The organism is Vitiosangium sp. GDMCC 1.1324, assembly GCF_003044305.1.
Classification (GTDB): Bacteria; Myxococcota; Myxococcia; order Myxococcales; family Myxococcaceae; genus Archangium.
Window position 1 is genome coordinate 99,134 of sequence record NZ_PZOX01000011.1, and the last position, 16,124, is coordinate 115,257.

Annotated in this window: 18 protein-coding genes; 14 read left to right on the top strand and 4 right to left on the bottom strand. The window is 67.5% G+C overall.

Annotated elements, in window-relative coordinates; translation table 11 throughout:
• Window positions 1-25: 25 nt before the first annotated feature.
• The 4 genes from DAT35_RS29490 to DAT35_RS29515 form a co-directional block, all read right to left on the bottom strand.
• Complete coding sequence (locus DAT35_RS29490; RefSeq protein ID WP_108071162.1) at window positions 26-1,813, bottom strand: hypothetical protein; 1,788 nt, start codon at window positions 1,811-1,813, stop codon at window positions 26-28.
• Window positions 1,814-2,056: 243 nt separating this feature from the next.
• Window positions 2,057-2,320 (bottom strand): hypothetical protein, encoded by a 264-nt coding sequence (locus tag DAT35_RS29495; protein ID WP_146209931.1) that lies wholly within the window; start codon window positions 2,318-2,320, stop codon window positions 2,057-2,059.
• Window positions 2,321-2,922: 602 nt separating this feature from the next.
• Window positions 2,923-3,855 carry a transposase gene (locus DAT35_RS29505; RefSeq protein WP_108071555.1) on the bottom strand — a complete coding sequence of 311 codons (933 nt, stop codon included), beginning with the start codon at window positions 3,853-3,855 and terminating at the stop codon, window positions 2,923-2,925.
• A gap of 659 nt (window positions 3,856-4,514) precedes the next feature.
• Complete coding sequence (locus tag DAT35_RS29515; RefSeq protein WP_108071168.1) at window positions 4,515-5,066, bottom strand: TetR/AcrR family transcriptional regulator; 552 nt, start codon at window positions 5,064-5,066, stop codon at window positions 4,515-4,517.
• Between the two features lie 104 nt (window positions 5,067-5,170).
• Here DAT35_RS29515 and DAT35_RS29520 point away from each other — a divergent pair, with 104 nt between their 5' ends.
• From DAT35_RS29520 to DAT35_RS29585, 14 genes are all read left to right on the top strand, one after another.
• Entirely contained in the window at window positions 5,171-6,085 is a 915-nt protein-coding gene (locus tag DAT35_RS29520; protein WP_108071170.1) for an NmrA family NAD(P)-binding protein, read from the top strand.
• 366 nt (window positions 6,086-6,451) lie between these two features.
• Window positions 6,452-6,712, top strand: a complete 261-nt coding sequence (locus tag DAT35_RS29525) for a hypothetical protein (RefSeq protein ID WP_108071172.1) — start codon at window positions 6,452-6,454, stop codon at window positions 6,710-6,712.
• A gap of 344 nt (window positions 6,713-7,056) precedes the next feature.
• Window positions 7,057-7,518, top strand: a complete 462-nt coding sequence (locus DAT35_RS29530) for a hypothetical protein (RefSeq protein WP_108071174.1) — start codon at window positions 7,057-7,059, stop codon at window positions 7,516-7,518.
• 39 nt (window positions 7,519-7,557) lie between these two features.
• Complete coding sequence (locus DAT35_RS29535) at window positions 7,558-8,931, top strand: phage tail sheath C-terminal domain-containing protein (RefSeq protein WP_108071176.1); 1,374 nt, start codon at window positions 7,558-7,560, stop codon at window positions 8,929-8,931.
• Window positions 8,932-8,945: 14 nt separating this feature from the next.
• Window positions 8,946-9,335 (top strand): hypothetical protein, encoded by a 390-nt coding sequence (locus DAT35_RS29540; RefSeq protein WP_108071178.1) that lies wholly within the window; start codon window positions 8,946-8,948, stop codon window positions 9,333-9,335.
• Window positions 9,336-9,338: 3 nt separating this feature from the next.
• The gene (locus DAT35_RS29545) at window positions 9,339-10,166 is read left to right on the top strand and encodes a hypothetical protein (RefSeq protein WP_108071180.1); all 828 of its coding nucleotides are present in this window, start codon (window positions 9,339-9,341) and stop codon (window positions 10,164-10,166) included.
• Window positions 10,166-11,506, top strand: a complete 1,341-nt coding sequence (locus DAT35_RS29550; RefSeq protein ID WP_108071182.1) for a hypothetical protein — start codon at window positions 10,166-10,168, stop codon at window positions 11,504-11,506. The genes DAT35_RS29545 and DAT35_RS29550 overlap by 1 nt, the downstream gene beginning before the upstream one ends.
• Window positions 11,507-11,509: 3 nt before the next feature.
• Window positions 11,510-12,535, top strand: a complete 1,026-nt coding sequence (locus DAT35_RS29555; RefSeq protein WP_108071184.1) for a contractile injection system protein, VgrG/Pvc8 family — start codon at window positions 11,510-11,512, stop codon at window positions 12,533-12,535.
• A 1-nt stretch (window position 12,536) separates the two neighbouring features.
• The gene (locus DAT35_RS29560; protein WP_108071186.1) at window positions 12,537-13,448 is read left to right on the top strand and encodes a hypothetical protein; all 912 of its coding nucleotides are present in this window, start codon (window positions 12,537-12,539) and stop codon (window positions 13,446-13,448) included.
• Window positions 13,445-13,921, top strand: coding sequence for a hypothetical protein (locus DAT35_RS29565; protein WP_108071188.1), 477 nt, complete (start codon window positions 13,445-13,447; stop codon window positions 13,919-13,921). The genes DAT35_RS29560 and DAT35_RS29565 overlap by 4 nt, the downstream gene beginning before the upstream one ends.
• Entirely contained in the window at window positions 13,918-14,553 is a 636-nt protein-coding gene (locus tag DAT35_RS29570) for a phage baseplate assembly protein V (protein WP_108071190.1), read from the top strand. The genes DAT35_RS29565 and DAT35_RS29570 overlap by 4 nt, the downstream gene beginning before the upstream one ends.
• 4 nt (window positions 14,554-14,557) lie before the next feature.
• Window positions 14,558-15,208, top strand: coding sequence for a hypothetical protein (locus tag DAT35_RS29575; protein WP_108071192.1), 651 nt, complete (start codon window positions 14,558-14,560; stop codon window positions 15,206-15,208).
• A 1-nt stretch (window position 15,209) separates the two neighbouring features.
• On the top strand, window positions 15,210-15,617 hold the full coding sequence (locus DAT35_RS29580) for a DUF2634 domain-containing protein (RefSeq protein WP_108071194.1): 408 nt from the start codon (window positions 15,210-15,212) through the stop codon (window positions 15,615-15,617).
• A gap of 21 nt (window positions 15,618-15,638) precedes the next feature.
• Window positions 15,639-16,115, top strand: coding sequence for a hypothetical protein (locus tag DAT35_RS29585; RefSeq protein ID WP_146209932.1), 477 nt, complete (start codon window positions 15,639-15,641; stop codon window positions 16,113-16,115).
• The last annotated feature ends 9 nt before the right edge of the window (window positions 16,116-16,124 follow it).

Here is a 16,124-nt window from a genome sequence, read left to right on the forward strand (position 1 = left end):
TGCGTTCACTTATACCGAGAAGGGATCAAGTGTTTGTGATTTCAATTCGAGTCATCTCCGCCGTATTTTCCACGGTGATGCCCAGCTCATCCCGGAGCACGTCCAGCAAGTAGGGCAACATGCTCATGAGGCCGAGGCGCAGCACATGATGGAGCGAAAGATCCGCACCGGAGAACTTCCGAGCTGGGTGAGGGCGCTGGAGCAGCACATTGATCTGGCGCTGAACGGTTTCCATGACGCCAAGAACTGAGCGCTCGATGGCCAGGAATTCCGCTACGGCATCCGCCACGGTATCGAGCACGTCCCTCCGGGCTCCCGAGGGCGAACCCGCGCTCGAGCGAATCAGCGACCGGAGCTGCAAGCGGGCCTTCGCATCCACCTCGTCCCTCGCGGGGACGACGGCGTCTCGCAGGTGACGCAGCGCCTCCTCCCGGAACCCCCTCAGGCCGCGCTGAGCGTGCTCGTACATCTCGGCACGGCGAGCCTGGATCCAGTCCTGGCGATCGGGCTTGTGCAAGCCATTGGCCAGGATACGCTCCCAGTCTCGCTCGACACGGGCGCGCAGCCGGTCCAGGACTCCCCCCGGTTCATCCTCCACCGTGAGCAGCGCTCCGCGAATGACTTCGTAGGCGGGACCCATGTAGCGCCACAGGTTGAACTGGAGGACATAGAGCTGGAGCCCCAGCAGCCCGTAATCCACCGCCGCGGGAAGCTCAGCCTCCCAACCCGCCCTGGGCGAGGGAGCACCCGCAGCGGGCCTGCCATCCAACAGCGTCGCCAGGAACTCTTCCACCATATGCGGGGGACCGGCGCAAACACCCCGTTTCGAGAAGAACAGGTCGTACCGTTCCGTGATGCGGTGCAGCTCGGCCGCCGTCATGGACGAGTCGTATGTCGCCCCCAGCTCCGGGCTGCCGAGCAGGGTCGCCGTCACCATCCGCACGCCGTCCGTCACCCGGAACATGGAGGACAGCACGGGATCCAGCGCACCGTTGGGAACGGGCTCGGTCCCCCGCATCAGCAACAGGGTCGGCAGGGCCAGCACGGAGTAGGACACGGCATGAAGATCCCCGACCCTCAAGCTCCCGTCCGGGAGCGGGGAATGACGGCGCAGAAACTCCTCGCGAACCGCGAGCACTCCCCGCAACACGGGCTTCCAGTGCCGCGTCATCGACCTGAGCGCCGTCACGTTCATCATCGCATCGTCCCGATAGCGGCCGCCCGGGTAGGGGCACGGGCGCCACTCCGTCGGTAGATTCATGCGCAGGGAATCCGGGAAGACGTTTATCTCCCCGACGTGGCGTCCCTCCGCGTCGAGCGCAGGATGTGCGATGCGCTGAAGCGGGAGCACCGCTTCGAGGAAACCCAGTTCCAGCGGCCGCCCGGTCAACCGCTCCATGACCTTTGGGCAGTCCGGGTTCCACCACAGGGGCTCGGTGGGTGCCTTCCGCCGGGCCTCGGCCTCCAGGAACCTCCGATGGCTGTCACTCTCGGCGGTAGGAGGGCTCTGGGCCTCGCGCGAGAGGATGTTCTCGGCCAGCAGGGCCTCGAGCAGCTCCTTCACGCGCTCCCAGGGATAGGGCTCACCCGAGCTCCAGGTGGTGGCGCTGCCCGCCATGAACTGGTCCTGTTTGATCAGCGCCTCGCCGAAGGAAAAAAGCTCCGGCTCATCAAACGTGATCTCCTTGATGCCGAAAAAGAGGTGCAGCTCTCGGGTGCCCTCGGGGGTGGTCTCGTACTCGCTCCTGAAGCGACGCCGCAGGGGCAGGTACAACATTTCATGGGGATCAACCGGCAGGGTTTCCGGGCTCATGCAATGGCTCCTCGGAGCAGGACCGGAATGCGCTGGCGCGGAGGGGCGGCTGCTCCAGACACGGGATGTGGCTCTCCTCTGGATTGAGCACGGGGCGCGGCCTTGTGATTGGCGTCATTCCGCCATGCGCTGCTCGGCGGCGCGCTTGAGCCGTGCCAGCGAGTCCGCGGGACCCGCGACCAGTTCGCGCGCGAGGAGCTTCTGGAGCAGCCTGCCCCTCCACCCGGGAGGGAACGTGAAGTCTCAGTTGTAGGTGACCCGGCAGCGCCGGGGTCCAAGCTGGGTGATTCGGAGTACCTCGTGCCTGACGACGTCGAACACCCCCCTCATCCGGTGCCCGGGACCAGCGCCCAGGAGCAGGCGATCTCCAGCCACGATGGACCGATCCGGCCCCTCCCGCAGCCTCGCGTCCACCCAGTTCTCGTACAGACATGGTGTGGTGAGCTGCTCCCAGATGTTTTCGGCGGGGGCCTCGACAATGTCCGTCGGGCAGGTCTGGAATGTCATGGAGTGTCTCATCTTCAAGCGCTCCTCTCGCTCCCTTGCCCGGGCCCGCGCTCCGCTGGGGAGGCGCTCGCTCGCCTCCTTCGCTTCCTGAGCCGGGGACGGGCGCTCAGCCAGGCCGCGAGGACCGTGGCGGTGGCTGCGATGAGCGCGGCCAGAAGCTGGGTGTTGGGCCCGCCACCGTTGCCGACCTGCCCGTCACCGCCGCTGGCCTGATTGTCGACGGCTTCGTCGGGAGATGGGGTGGGCGGCATCTCGCCAGGATGCCTGACGCTCAGCGCATACGTTCCCGTCTTCGAATTGTACTCATCCTTCACCAGGATCCCGTGGGCGCTCGTCACATCAAGCGTGCAGTCGAGGGCATCCCAGCCAGGTCCAGGTCCACACCCGAGGGTGCCTGCGGAGAGGGGGCGGCGGAGAGGGTGTCAAAGAACTCCGCGGAGAGGGTGTCAAAGAACTCCCCCCGGTCCGGAGAGGGTGTCAAAGAACTCCCCCCGGTCCGAGAGGGTGTCCCCGAGAGGGTGTCAAAGAACTCCCCGAAAGAACTCCCCGAAAGGGAATCAAAGAACTCAAGAGAGGCGAGCCGAGAGGGAGTTCGGAGAGAGTCAAAGAACGCGAGAGAGGTGACCCGGCACGACACGAGGAGGAAAGGAGAAGGGAGGGAAGAGGGCAGAGAAATCCCCTCGCCTCCAGAGAGCAGCAGCCTGGCGGAAAGCCGAGACGAAGGCACGGTAGTGCTCGCGCAATTCGAGCAGGGCTTGGGGAGTGGATGCATGCCCCAAAGGCCGAGGGGTGCGCTTGAGGTGCTCGGGACGGGTATGCGGGTGCTGCTCCTGTACGGTCCGAGCTCCCAAGACAGGCTTGCCCCGGGCTCGGGCCTTGGCTTGCACCTCTGAAAGTAACGCGAGCACCGCACGCTGCTTGTCCTCCTCATCCAGTCCTTGCCAGCACGGCAGAGGCGCCAGCTCCAACTCCACCGGTTCGGCCCATTCCTCGGCAAAGGGCCCTGGCTGCGCCGCCAGGTCCTCGCTCGTGCGTCCGCTCCAGCGCTTGGTCCAGTTGAACCAGCGGAAGAGCCGGCGCGCTGGACCCAGCAACTGGGGCAGGCAGGTGAGGCCCGGCCACTCGGCACTCGTCTCCACCAGCCCTTCCTTCACACCGTGGGCGAGCACGTAGCTCAGTCGTCCCACCAGTGCGGTGTCGTCCAGCACCGGTTCAGCCGAATAGCGCCGCTCCCAGAAGCCGCCACTCCAGTCCACCAGGCGCCCAACCTTCCTGGAGAGGTTGGCGCGCAGGTACTGCATGAAGGAGGAGAGAGAGGCGCCGCGAGCCCACACCAGCAGGTGGAAGTGATTGGAGGCGAAGGTGAAGGCGTGCAAGCGCACGGAGCCGGAGCTGTGTAGAACGGCCTTGGCGAGCACCCCGCCCACCACCTCGTTCACCTCCAGGCAGGGGCGCAGCAGCAGGCGCCCTTGAAAGCACCTGGAAGTGACAAAGTAGAAGCCCTCCTCCTGGAACATCCTCAGCGGCCAGCCCATCCCCATCCCCTGCAGTCGGTTCGCAGGGCTCGATGCACCTCGTGGGCCAGCGCGCAAGTCCTCGGAAAGACTTGGAGGCGGGTCGGTTCACCCGTCCAGGCCAAGCCTGTCTACCTGTTGCTTGAGTCTCGCGTGAAGCCCGCTCTGCCGCCACTCAGTTCGGGTTCTTTGACCACCGTTTCAGGGGCGTTCTTTGACACCATCTCGGGTTCTTTGACAGGACACCGTCGGACACCGTCTCGGCGCCCCGGGGGGCCCGGAGTTCTTTGACACCAGCCCCGGACACCAGCCCCGGAGACACCAGCCCCGGAGTTCTTTGACACCAGCCTCGCCCCGAGCCCCGGAGTTCTTTGACACCAGCCCCGAGACACCAGCCCCGAGACACCAGCCCCGAGGAGTTCTTTGACACCAGCCCCGACACCAGCCCCGGACACCAGCCCCGAGCCCCGGAGTTCTTTGACACCAGCCCCGACAGCCCCGGCCCCGGGGGGGCCCGGAGTTCTTTGACACCAGCCCCGACACCAGCCCCGGCCCCGGGGGGGCCCGGAGTTCTTTGACACCAGCCCCGACACCAGCCCCGACACCAGCCCCGGGAGCTAGGCGACGAAGCCGCGCGCCGCTCTCGCAGCGGACGCCAAGAGGAGACGCTCTCGCGGCCTTCACGGCCGTATGCCGGTGAGCGCGAGGCGCAACACCCGGCGCGCGGTGAGCGGATCATCTTCGTTGGCGACGGCAATCGCGTTCGCCAGCTGCATCAGGTCCTCCGTTGTGGCGCCCGCGTGGAGCGCGCCCACCGATGACGCCCGTGCCACCAGCACGTTCAACACGTCGAGCACCCTGTCGGTGCAGCAGATCTCCTCAGCCGAAAGGCCATCCGGGCCGGCCAGCAGCGCAGCGGCAAGCCCGCGGTGAGTCGCGGTGTAGACCGTCAACTCCTCGAGCCAATCCGCCAACTCGGCCGCAGGCTCCTTGCCCGGTTTCGCGGTTGCCCGCGCACAGAGCTGCGCGACGCCATCGCGGAATACCGCCTCCAGCAGCGCCTGCCGCGACGAGAAGTGCCGGTGCAGGGTCGCCGAGCCTACACCCGCTCGCCGCGCGACCTCCTCGAGCGACGCCTGTGCTCCATCCCTGCCAACCAGCTCCGCCGCGGCCGCGAGAATCCGCTCCCGGTTGCGTCGCCCGTCCGCTCTCAACGGCTTCACACGATCCATGGCGCTCTTCTTCTCACGAAGGCCTTTCTTGACAAACGGGGGCCCCCTCCGTATTCAACCATGAAACTAAACGGTGGGGTCCCCCACTTACAAAGGAGCTGCCGATGAGCAGCAACGCTCCCGTTCTCGTCACCGCCGCCACAGGGCGTCAGGGCGGCGCCACCGCCCGGGCGCTGCTGGCCGACGGCAGGACATCCGTGCGCGTGATGGTGCGCAATCCGAAGGCGCCAGAGGCCAAGGCCCTCGCGGTGGCTGGCGCCGAGGTGGTCGTCGGGGACCTCGACGAGCGGGCGTCGTTGCGCGCCGCCTGCGCCGGGGTGCGGGCGGTCTTCTCGATGCAGTCACCGATCGTATCCGCGACGGGTGTCGACCACAGCAAGGAGCGGCAGCAAGGGAGGAACCTCGTCGAGGCCGCGCTTGCCGAGGGCGTCGGGACGTTCGTGCACACCGCGACGTCCGGCGTCGGCGACCACCGCAACGTCGAGGGCTGGGCGGAGGGGCGCTGGAAGGCGCACGAGGCGTACTGGGAGAACAAGCTTGCCACCTGCGACCTCGTACGCAACGCGGGCTTCAAGCACTGGACCCTCATCCTGCCCTCCACTTTCATGGACCATCCGATGTTGGATCCCGCCGGCTTCGTCGACGGGCGCCGGTTGCTCACGGTGATCAGGACCGATCGGCCCATCGCGCTGATCGCGCCGGAGGACATCGGCAAGTCGGCCGCGGCGGCAATTCATGATCCCGCGACGTTCAACGGTGTGACGCTGCAGCTCGCGGGTGACCTGCTCACGCTTCCTCAGATGGCCGAGATCCTCTCGCGCCTCGACGGCAAGGAGTACGTAGTCCAGTCCGGCACGATCGAGGAGGCCGTCGCGGCCGGCCTGCATCCCAGCGTGGCGCGAGGTCTGACGTACATGAACGTCTCCCCGGTGCTGGCACGGCCCGAGATCGCGCGTTCCTACGGCCTTTCGCTCATGAGCTTCGAGACCTGGGCACGCCAGCGTCGCGGGCTGACCTGACCAACCGACATCCACGCAAGACTCTCGACGGGTTCGCCCTTCGGTTTGCGTCAGCGAGAAAAGGCCGAGTTCCTGACGGAACTCGGCCCTTTCTTTTTGTGCTCAGGATTTCAGTTCAGTTTGAGCACCGTCAGCATCGCTTGCTCTATACCCCGAGCCGGGCCGTTATCGCTATCGGAAACCTCCAGGGTAATCACATCCCCCTTGTTCAGGTGGAAAACCTCTCTGGTCGCCAGTCTGTTGCAACGCTTTGAGTTGACAGTGACGCCGTTGGAAACCCACCGGCCGGAAGATCTGCCCCCTTGAGGTGGGCCACAGCCGGGGCGCTGGCGTTGCATACAAAAACTGGTGCATGGAGATGTCCGCGTGGGTCTGTTGGCTCACCCGGGCGTAGTCCTCGAACATGGCTTCAAGGAGCCCACCCCCACGCACGCTGGGGTGGAGGAACCCGATCTGGACCTCGGCCAGGTGTCGGCAGTGGGGAAGCTTGCTCTGCCGCAGGAGCCCCATTCCGAGGACTCTCCGATCCTGGGCGGAGGCAAGCAGGAGGTGCGAGTTGCCCTTGGTGATGGCGACTGGATCCTCCTGTGCCAGGTGGAGACGTTTCCAGTCATCGGGCTGGAGTGACCCGAGGTCATGTGCGCCCGCCCGACGGCCCATTGCGTCATCCGCCACGTCGCGTTCACAGGGAGCGGCTCCGCGGCGTCATTGGGTTGGGCCTGGCTGGGGCTTCCGCATCCAGGGCGTATGTCAGAGCCATGGCGATGATGGCGCTCCTCATCCAGTGGCTTCGTCGTGCGCTTCGTTGGTCCACATAGTTTAGATGTTGTAGATGTATGTAGGTTGCAGGTGCTGTCAGGTGGTTCCTGATCGATAGATTCTCAATACGAGATCTGTTGACGGATTCTGAACACTACGGGTACCTTGTTTTTGTTTTCCAAAAAAGCTGAGTACGTACGAGGGAGATGTCAATGACCGACGCACTGGCGACGCTCGACAATGGGGCGATCAAGATCGAGTCTGGGTTGTACAAACTGTACACCGCGGTGACGAGCAGCGACTTCAAGAGCATCCGGGAGCAGCTCCCGAGCATCATCAAGGACACCGTCCTCAAGACGCTGGGAGGGCTCCTCGAGCAGGTGACCGCCGTCGTGCGTCAGTTCCTGAATACAGACATCCTGAGTAAGATCACCTCCGTGCTCGAGGCGGGCAAGAGCGTGGTGGAGTCCGCGACGGACCTGCTCCCCGAAGCGGCACGCAACCTGGCGGATACGGCGGCGCGATTCATCAAGATCGTGCTCGACTTCGCGGCGGCCGGTCTCAATCACATCAAGGCCATCGTCGACCTCCTGCGCGGCATTGGCATCGCCCTCTCGGGTGGAACCCCGACGTTGGATGCCGCGACGGTCGCCATCCTGGCGCCGGCCGCCTAGCCCTCGGTCCACAAACCCCCAACCCGTATGGGAGAGCCCATGGCAGGCGCCCTCGTCATTCCCGGTGTGCAGGTTGCCGTTGTCAAACAAGTGCTCCCTCAACAGCTCTCGCCGTCCGGAGTGTTGGGGCTCATCGGCTTCACGGAGATCAACCCGGGCAAGACCGTCCGGGTCTCCAATTTCGGCCGCCTCATCGAGCTGCTGGGCCGTTCCACCGCGCTCAGTCTGCCCGAGGCCCGCCAGGCGCTCGACAATGGCATCTCCGAGTTGGTGATCTCCCCGCTCGGCAGCGCCACTGGAGCCCGGGCAAGCCTCACCTTTCCCAAGAAGGATGCGACGCCCCAGGCCGCCGGCTTCAGTCTGCTCGCGCGGGCGCCCGGACCCTGGGCCAATGGCATCTCGGCGTCGGTGAAGTACCGGCAGAACCTCGACAACTCCACCTCGTTCGATCTCACCCTGGCGCGGCAGGACGGCACCACCGAGGTGTTGCGCAACCTCAACACAGACAAGCAGGACAGCGCCCAGTACATCGTCAAGGCGCTCGCGGATTCGTCCATCGCCCGGGTGGACACGGACAAGCCCATCGGCTGGCCCCAGGAGAGCACGCAGGTCTTCGTCGAGGGCAAGGACGCCACCCCCACGGACTACGCCGCGGCGCTCGCCCGGCTCAAGGACGAGTCGGACGTGGACATGGTGCTCGCCGCCGTCCAGGACTTCTCCAATCCGGCTACCGTCGCGCGCATCTACGGCGACGTCATCAGCCACTGCAACAACCTGAGCGACGAGTGCAAGGGCCGGATCGGATTCGGCCAGGTTCCGGCGGGCAGCACCACCGCGGCGAGCGTGCAACTGGCCAGCAACCTGGTGAGTGACCGCTTCGTGCTGGTGGCGCCCAACGGTGTGGTGGGCGCGGTCGCTGGCGTCGTGGGCAACCTGTCCTACTTCGACTCGCCGACGTTCAAGCGGGTGTCTGGACTGGGCGTGCTCGACAATGCGATCACGGTGGAGGACCAGCGCGCCCTGCTGACCGGCCGCGTGGTGCCCATCGTCACGGAGCGCGCCAAGGGCACCGTGGTGTTGCGCGGGCTGACCACGGATGGGGATCAGATCAACGTCCGCCGGGTCGCCGACCACGCAGTGCGCGGGATGAAGATGATTGGCGACCTGTTCATCGGTCTGCTCAACAACGCCGACGGACGCAACGCGCTCAAGCAGAAGCTCACCGAGTTCCTGGTGCAGATGCAGAAGGAGGGAGCGATCGTGCCGTCCACGGATGGTACGGATCCAGCGTTCAAGGTGGAGGTCTATTCCTCCCAGGCCGACTTCGCGCTGGGCATCGTCCGGGTCAACATGGCCATCCGGCCGGTGCGGGCCATCGACTACATCTACGCGACCATCACGGTCCAGGTCTGACGAGGACATAGCCCATGCCCACGGTATTCTCCGCCAATCGCAGCAATGTCCTCGTCGACGGCAAGCAGGTCGACGGGCTCCAGTCGCTCGTCTTCCGGGTCGTCACCGAGCGGGAAGACATCCGCGCGGTCGGTTCCAACGAGCGGGTGGACGTCATCTTCGGGCTGCGCACCGTCCAGGGGGAGCTGGCCATCCGCTCCACCAGTGTCGCCATCGACGAGTTGCTGGACAAGCGCAAGAAATTCCAGCTCGTCGCCAACCTGAAGAAGACCGAGGGAAGCGACGACCTGCGCAGTCTGTCTTTCGACGACTGCTTCGTGGAGGGGAAGTCCTTCTCCATGAGCGCGAACGGCAGTGCCGTCACGACGTATGCCTTCACCGCCACCCGCATCCGGGAGGAGTGACGCATGGACGGGGAGGCGCGCATCGTCGAAGTGGATGGCCAGCGCTTCCGCGTCCGCTTCGATCCGCTGGAGGGCTCGTTGGAGGTAGAGACTTCCGGGGGCGAGCCTGTGCGGCTGCTCGCCTTCCGCTTCGACGCCTACCTCGCGGCCTTGGACCGGCATGTCTACGTGGGGGCGGAGGGGTTGAGCTTCGACCCGGGCGCGTTCTCCCGGGAGGTGCTCGAGCACTCGGGCGTTCCCGTGGCGCTCTTCGCCGAGCTGTCCCCGCTGGCGCTGTGGTGGGCCGCGGCCGGAAGCGGGGCCGGGCCGCGAGAGCCCGCCTCGGACGGCTGGGTGGATGTGGGACCGGTGCGTGTTCAGTTGCGGCCGTGGACCTGGGTGCGGCGTGGCCGGGCCCTGAGCGCGAGTGTCTCCACGCGTGACGACGGCACCCGGGCACTCAGCCTGGAGCGCTACCTGCGTGAAATGCTCTCCGCCTCCATTGTCGCCACCGAGCCATCCGCCTTCTCGCTGGAGTCACTCAGCGGCCCTGAGACCGCCGCCCTCATCGACGCCGCCGTGGCCATGAACATTCCCGGGGAGCGGCTGGAGGATCAGCTCTCCCGGAGCCGCGAGCCCGAGGGCCAGGCGCTGGCACACCTCACGCTGCGCCTGTGCAAGGCGCTCGGGTGGACGCCCTCCCAGGTGTGGGAGGCGCCGGCGGCGGAGGTCGATCGTCTCCTCTCGCTCCTGGACGTGGTGGAGGTGCCCGCGCCCGCGGCGGCCCCGGCGGGTGCCTCGGGACTGGCGAGCCATCCGGATGCCGTCGTCATCCAGGTGGAGGAAGGCTGATGAAATCCCTGGTAACGACCCGGGAGCTCTGCGCCTTCTTGCTCCGGCCAGTGCACCGCGTGGTGGGGGAGGTGAGCCGGTCGCTGGATGCCGGGCTCGCCGAGCCCGAGGTACGCTCCGAGCACGTGGACGCGGAGGTGACGACCCCCGTCGCCGCGTGGGATGGGCCTGGGTCGGAGCTCGCCCCCGAGCAGGCTCCGCTTGCTCCGCACGCCGCCGCCGTGTCCTCACCGCCTCCGCACACTGGAGGGCACGTGCCTTCGCGCCGCGCGGAGGATCCCTGCGCGCTCCCGGGCTCAGGCGTGACGCCTTCACCGCGCGCCACTCCTCGTACGTCGGTTTCCCTCGGTGATGCGGTCAACTCGCGGGAGATGGCTCGAGAGGAGCACTCGCCGGGCGTCCGTGCACGCTCGGCCCCCCCCGAGAGGCGGCCCCTCCGTGTCCTCTCGCTGGCGGCCTCGACGGGTGTCAGGCCGGTGAGTGGCGCGGGCGAGCAGGTCGGCGGCGGCGTGGCCTTCCGCCCCTTCGGTCCGTCGGTCATCAGGAGCGAGAGTGGCGCTGGCGAGCAGGTCGGCGGCGGCGTGGCCTTCCGCCCCCTCGGTCCGTCTTTCATCGGGAGCGAACGCGCTGGTGAGCCCGCCGCGCCCGTCACCGCGAGCCCCGCCGTGGCGAGCGCGGAGATGTCCACGCAGGCTGGGCCGAGCGCACAGCCGGAGGTGGCGGCCCACCCTCCACGGAGCGTGGCGGCACTCCCGCTCGCGCTGACGGCACCTCCTCACGTTGAGCGCGTGACGGCACCTCCTCACGTTGAGCGCGTGACGGCCCGTGCTTCATCGGCCCCTCTGGAGGCACCGGCGGCGTCAGGAGCATTCGTGCCCACTCCGGTTCCGCCCGACGCTCCCGCGGCGCTTGGGGCCCCGCGGGCTCCTACGGCCCCATCTTCACGGCCAGGCCCACGGCTCGTGTTCCAGCCGGGACCCCAGGTGAGCCCTCCGCCCTCGTACACCTCCGCGGCTCCGAGTGAAGCCACTCGTGCGTGGCAGCCGCCTCCCAGCCGTGCCACCACCGAGGTCGCCGAGCGCGTCTCGAGTGTCATGGCGCCCGTGTGGAGCGAGGCCCAGCGCGTCAACGGGAGCTCGTCTTCGGCCGCCCCGTCGTCCTCCGCTCGCGCGAGCGGTGCGCCATCCGCCTCGCCCGCTACCGAGGCCCGCAACACCTTCAACGTCAACGTTCATCTCGATTCGGGCGCGGGGAACACCGGCACGCGCCGTGAGGAGCTCGAAGAGACGCTGGTGGACATCCTTCGCGAGACGGCTCGCCGTCACGGGCTGGAGGTGTGAGCCATGGCCGGCCTCTCCTATGACGTCAGCATCGGCGGCCTCCAGGTCTCCAACTCGAGCCGGGGTGGCACGCAGCTCCTCTCGCTGTGGAGCGCGCTCACCCTGGATGGCGGGGGCGGCCACTGCGCGGTGGAGCTCGCCGCGTCGGAGCTGTCTCCGCCCAAGCCCAAGGACAAGGTGGCCATCCGCCTGGACGGCGGAAGAGGGAGCGCCTCCGTCTTCACCGGGCAGGTGCGGGAGGTGAGCGCCACGGCCATGGGCGTGCGTGTCACCGCCAGCGATGGGCTCGTCGAGCTCTCCCGCATCGAGGTGGCCTCCGCCTACAAGGACTCAAGCGCTGGTTCCATCGTCAAGGAGCTGCTCCAGAAGGCGGGGCTGTCCGCCAGCTCCGTGCAGGACGGGCCGAAGCTCGTGAGCTACGCGCTTCATCCGGGGCCCTCGGCGCTGCACCACGTCACGCGGCTCGCGGAGTCGTGTGGCTTCGATCTCTTCACGGACGGCGAGGGCAAGGTCCACTTCCAGAAGCCCCGGTCGAGTGGCGTGGACCACACCTTCACCTATGGCGAGCAGGTGCTCGACTTCGAGCTTCGGCGTGCCCAACACCCCCGCGAGGGCGTGGTGGTGTGGGGGGAGGGGGCCGCTGGCTCCAAGGGCGCGGACAAGGCCCACTGGCTCACCGCGAATCTCTCCAAGGTCAGCGGCAAGGCGTCGCTCGGCGCGAGCGGCGACGTACGCGTGGGCAGCGCGGGCGAGCACACGCTCCAGGTGCGCGACGGCGCCGTCCGCAGCCGCTCCGACGCTGAGGATCAGGCCAAGGGACGCATGGGCCAGGTGGCTGCTCGCGCGGTGGAGGGCTTCCTGCGTGTGACTTGCAGCCCGGCGGTGAAGCCGGGGGATCTGGTGAAGCTGGACAAGCTCCCGCGTCAGCACCCCGCGAGCGCACTGGTCTCTGGCCAGGTGCTTCGGGTGCGCACGGTGCGGCACACCGTCAACCTGCGCCAGGGTTACGTCACCCGGATGGAGTTCTGACATGGCGGTGCGCATCGGGAAGATCGCGCTCGTCGGCTTGAGCAACATCTACACCGAGGACACCCGCAGCCTCGTGCAGCAGCGCGGCCCGGGCATGTCCGGCAGTGTGACCCAGGATCTGGGCCGCGAGCCCGTCACCATCGTCATGGAGGGGGTGCTCGTCGGCGACGACACCACCGCCGCCCTGGAGGAGTTGCGTCAGGCGCAGACGAAGGCGAAGCCCCTGTCGTTCGCGGCGGATGCCATCGCGGGGGCCTCCCTCACCGACGTCCTCATCGTTGATTTCCAGGTGAAGCAGCTCGCCGGGTACCAGGGCCGCTACAGCTTCTTCCTGCGCGTGCGCGAGTACACCGAGCCTCCGCCGCCGCGTGGCACTGCCGCCGTGGACGCGGGCGTGAAGAAGGATGCGCAGGCCTGGGCGAAGGGCTCCACCGCCGCCGCCGCGGTGATCCAGAACCCGTCCTCGCTCATGTCCGCCGTGGACAAGAACCCCGACCTGCTCGGCCACCTGGGCGCGAGCGAGCTGGGCAACATCGTCAACAGCACCAAGGACAGCCTGAGCGGCAGGAACTTCGGAACCCTGATGAAGGCGCTGGGCAAGGTGAACCCGGCCATCATCGGTGACTTCATCGACGTGGTGCGCGGTTCGGGCAACCTCGGTGATTTCATCCAGAAGCTCGCCACCGAGGGCGTCAACCTCATCCACGAGCTCACCGGCGTGGACCTGGGCGCCGCGCTGGACGTCATCAAGGGCATCGCCGGGGCGAGCGACTTCCTCGCGAAGCTCCAGAAGGTCGTGGGGAGCGCCACCCAGCTCGTGGAGACGATTGGCGCCTTCGACCCGCTCGCCGGCTTCGAGGCGCTGCCCAAGGACGGTTTCAAGCCCTCGAACGTGCAAGGAGGAGGTTCGTGAGCACCACCCGGGACATCGTGAGCGCCATCTCCGAGCTGCTCACCTCGCTGGACGCCCTGCTCAAGACGGACACGGTGGATGCCGTCGTGTCCCTGGCCCGGCGGCTCGGGGTGGGCCCCATGGTGAAGACGGGCATCGAGACGCTTCAGGGTCTCTTCACCCAGCTCGTCGCGTTCCTCGACAAGGTGAAGGTGGCCTTCAAGTCCGCCGTCCAGGTGCCCCAGCTCATGGAGCCGCTCGACTCCATCCTGGAGATGCTGGAGCCGATGGCACAGGGCGTGACGGAGATGGTGGGCCGCATCCAGCACACCGCCACCATCGTCATCGCGAACCTCCCCCAGCCCGAGGACCTCGCCCTCATCCAGGGGCGTTTCACCGAGCTGCGGGCCACCCTGGGCAGCTACCGGGAGAAGCTGCTCGAAGCCCCGCCGCCCGCCGCGGTCCCCGCACTACCCGCCGGAGGTTCCCGATGAGCGACCTGGTCACCATCATCCGCGCCATCATCCGCGAGGAGCTCAAGTCCCTGCGCCTGGGCGACGTGGGCGTCGTCACCAGCGCCTTCCCCCACGCGGACGGCGACTCCCACAACCACGAGTGCAACGTGAAGCTGCGCGAGGGCGAGTTGGAGTTGCGCAATGTGCCCATCGCCACGTCGCACATCGGAATGGTGAGCGCGCCCAATCCCGGCGATCTGGTGCTCATCTCCTATGTGAATGGGGATCCCCAGCGGCCCATCGTGGTCGGCCGGCTGTACTCGGACGAACGCAATCCGCCCGTGCACGCGGCCGACGAGTGGCGCGTCGAATCGCCCCTCAAGGGCAAGACGTCCCTCGCCATCGACAAGGATCAGTCCGTGGTGGTGACGGCGGGGAAGACCATCCTCACGCTGAAGCAGGACGACGTGGTGTCCATCCAGGGACCCTCGGACTTGAAGATCGAAGTGGATGGCAATGTGCAGGTGAAGTGCGCGGACTGCACCGTGGACGCCTCGGGCAACATCGACCTGGGCACCGGGGGCGGTGGCGTCATCACCGACAAGACGCACAAGTGCTACTTCACCGGAGCGCCGCTGGTGGGCTCCACCACCGTCAAGGCCAAGGGGTAGCGCCATGCCCGCCCCGACCGCCTCCGAAATCGAGAACACCGCCAAGGGCGCCCTCCAGTCCGCGGGCCTCCGGGGCGAGAACGCGCCCGATCTGGCCGCCGCGATGGGCCAGTGCATCGGCCAGGCGCTCACCCTCTTCGTGTCCATGGCCATGGTGATGCCCGGCATCCCGGCGGCGGTGGTGCCCCTCACCGGGGCCGGCAGTACGGTCGGCCCGGGTCTGCTCATGCCGCCGCCCGCGGGGGGCCCGGGAGCGGGGCAGCTCGAGCCCCTGGCGTTGGGGGCGTTGACCTCCCACCAGCTCAACGGCGAGCAGAAGCCGGCGCTGGCCAAGGCGCTCGCGCAGACCACGGCCCAGGCCCTGCTGCTCTTCACCTCTCAGGTGATGGTGGCCCCTGGCATCGCCGTGGCTGGCTTCGCCACCAGCGCTCCCGGGATGCTCCAGGGCGCCGCCCCACCCAAGCCCCTGCTGGAGCCGCTGGCCATGGGCTTCCTCACCGCCGAGGGGTTGCGCGGGAAGAACGCGAAGGACCTGGCAGGCGCCATCGCGGAGACGCTGGCGACCTCCCTGGACGCGATGATGAGCCGGCTGAAGGTGATGCCGGGCATCCCCTGTACACCGGCCGCGACCGCGGGGCCGGGGAGGTTGCTCTGACATGTCCGACGTGATGAAGACGGATCTGCGGCTGAGCTTCGATGACACGGGGGTCGTGGACATCGTCCTCGACAGCGGTGGGGCGGAGGCGGTGGACGGGCTGGACAACCTGGTCCAGGCGCTCACGATGCGGCTGCTGGTGCGCCAGGGCGAGCTGGATGATCTGGGCCACCCGCGCCACGGCAGCCGCATCCACGAGCTCATCGGCGAGCCGTTGGACCGCGCGAACCTGGAGTTGCTGCGCCGCTTCGTGCGTCAGGCGCTCCTGTCGGACCCCCGGGTAGAAGAAGTGATGAAGGTGACTGCACGGGCACGTGAGGACGTGCCCGGCGTGGTGGAGATCGAAGCGGCCGTCAGGGCCATCACCGGTGAGCCGGTGGAGCTCGCGATGGCGCTGGACCTGGGCTGATCAGGCCCACGTGAGGAGCACATGTCTTTCGGAGAGCACCAGGCAATGACCGGAGTCCTCACCATCGAGCTGCGCGACAGCCAGGGCGCGCTCGTGGACCAGCGGCGGGTCCACAACCTCATCACGCGCGGCGGCAAGAAGCTGCTGGCCAACCTGCTCATGGGCAAGGTGGACGCGCTGCCCAATGCGTGGACCATTGCCGTGGGCACTGGCTCCACCCAGGCGCAGATGGCCGATGTCGCGCTCGCCATCCCGGTGGATGGCGCGGACGCTCGCGTGGACGTGATCGCTCCGGACGACACGAGCGTGGTGTGGGCCACCGTGACGGCGACGCTGCCGGAGCGCAAGCAGGGGGAGGTGCAGCCGCTGACCGAGGCGGGCATCCGCATCAAGACCAAGGCCGGCGTGGAGGGCATCCTCTTCAACCGGGTGATCTTCGCCCCCGTCAACCGGGGGCCCAACATGCAGATGACGCTGAGCTGGGAGATCACCTTCTGAGAGGTTCCA

Coding starts and splice junctions, on each gene's coding strand:
- DAT35_RS29505 (WP_108071555.1), bottom strand. CDS start 3,855: ATGGGCTGGCCGCTGAGGATGTTCCAGGAGGAGGGCTTCTACTTTGTC.
- DAT35_RS29575 (WP_108071192.1), top strand. CDS start 14,558: ATGCCCGCCCCGACCGCCTCCGAAATCGAGAACACCGCCAAGGGCGCC.
- DAT35_RS29535 (WP_108071176.1), top strand. CDS start 7,558: ATGGCAGGCGCCCTCGTCATTCCCGGTGTGCAGGTTGCCGTTGTCAAA.
- DAT35_RS29560 (WP_108071186.1), top strand. CDS start 12,537: ATGGCGGTGCGCATCGGGAAGATCGCGCTCGTCGGCTTGAGCAACATC.
- DAT35_RS29580 (WP_108071194.1), top strand. CDS start 15,210: ATGTCCGACGTGATGAAGACGGATCTGCGGCTGAGCTTCGATGACACG.
- DAT35_RS29540 (WP_108071178.1), top strand. CDS start 8,946: ATGCCCACGGTATTCTCCGCCAATCGCAGCAATGTCCTCGTCGACGGC.
- DAT35_RS29555 (WP_108071184.1), top strand. CDS start 11,510: ATGGCCGGCCTCTCCTATGACGTCAGCATCGGCGGCCTCCAGGTCTCC.
- DAT35_RS29550 (WP_108071182.1), top strand. CDS start 10,166: ATGAAATCCCTGGTAACGACCCGGGAGCTCTGCGCCTTCTTGCTCCGG.
- DAT35_RS29490 (WP_108071162.1), bottom strand. CDS start 1,813: ATGAGCCCGGAAACCCTGCCGGTTGATCCCCATGAAATGTTGTACCTG.
- DAT35_RS29585 (WP_146209932.1), top strand. CDS start 15,639: ATGTCTTTCGGAGAGCACCAGGCAATGACCGGAGTCCTCACCATCGAG.
- DAT35_RS29495 (WP_146209931.1), bottom strand. CDS start 2,320: ATGACATTCCAGACCTGCCCGACGGACATTGTCGAGGCCCCCGCCGAA.
- DAT35_RS29515 (WP_108071168.1), bottom strand. CDS start 5,066: ATGGATCGTGTGAAGCCGTTGAGAGCGGACGGGCGACGCAACCGGGAG.
- DAT35_RS29520 (WP_108071170.1), top strand. CDS start 5,171: ATGAGCAGCAACGCTCCCGTTCTCGTCACCGCCGCCACAGGGCGTCAG.
- DAT35_RS29545 (WP_108071180.1), top strand. CDS start 9,339: ATGGACGGGGAGGCGCGCATCGTCGAAGTGGATGGCCAGCGCTTCCGC.
- DAT35_RS29570 (WP_108071190.1), top strand. CDS start 13,918: ATGAGCGACCTGGTCACCATCATCCGCGCCATCATCCGCGAGGAGCTC.
- DAT35_RS29530 (WP_108071174.1), top strand. CDS start 7,057: ATGACCGACGCACTGGCGACGCTCGACAATGGGGCGATCAAGATCGAG.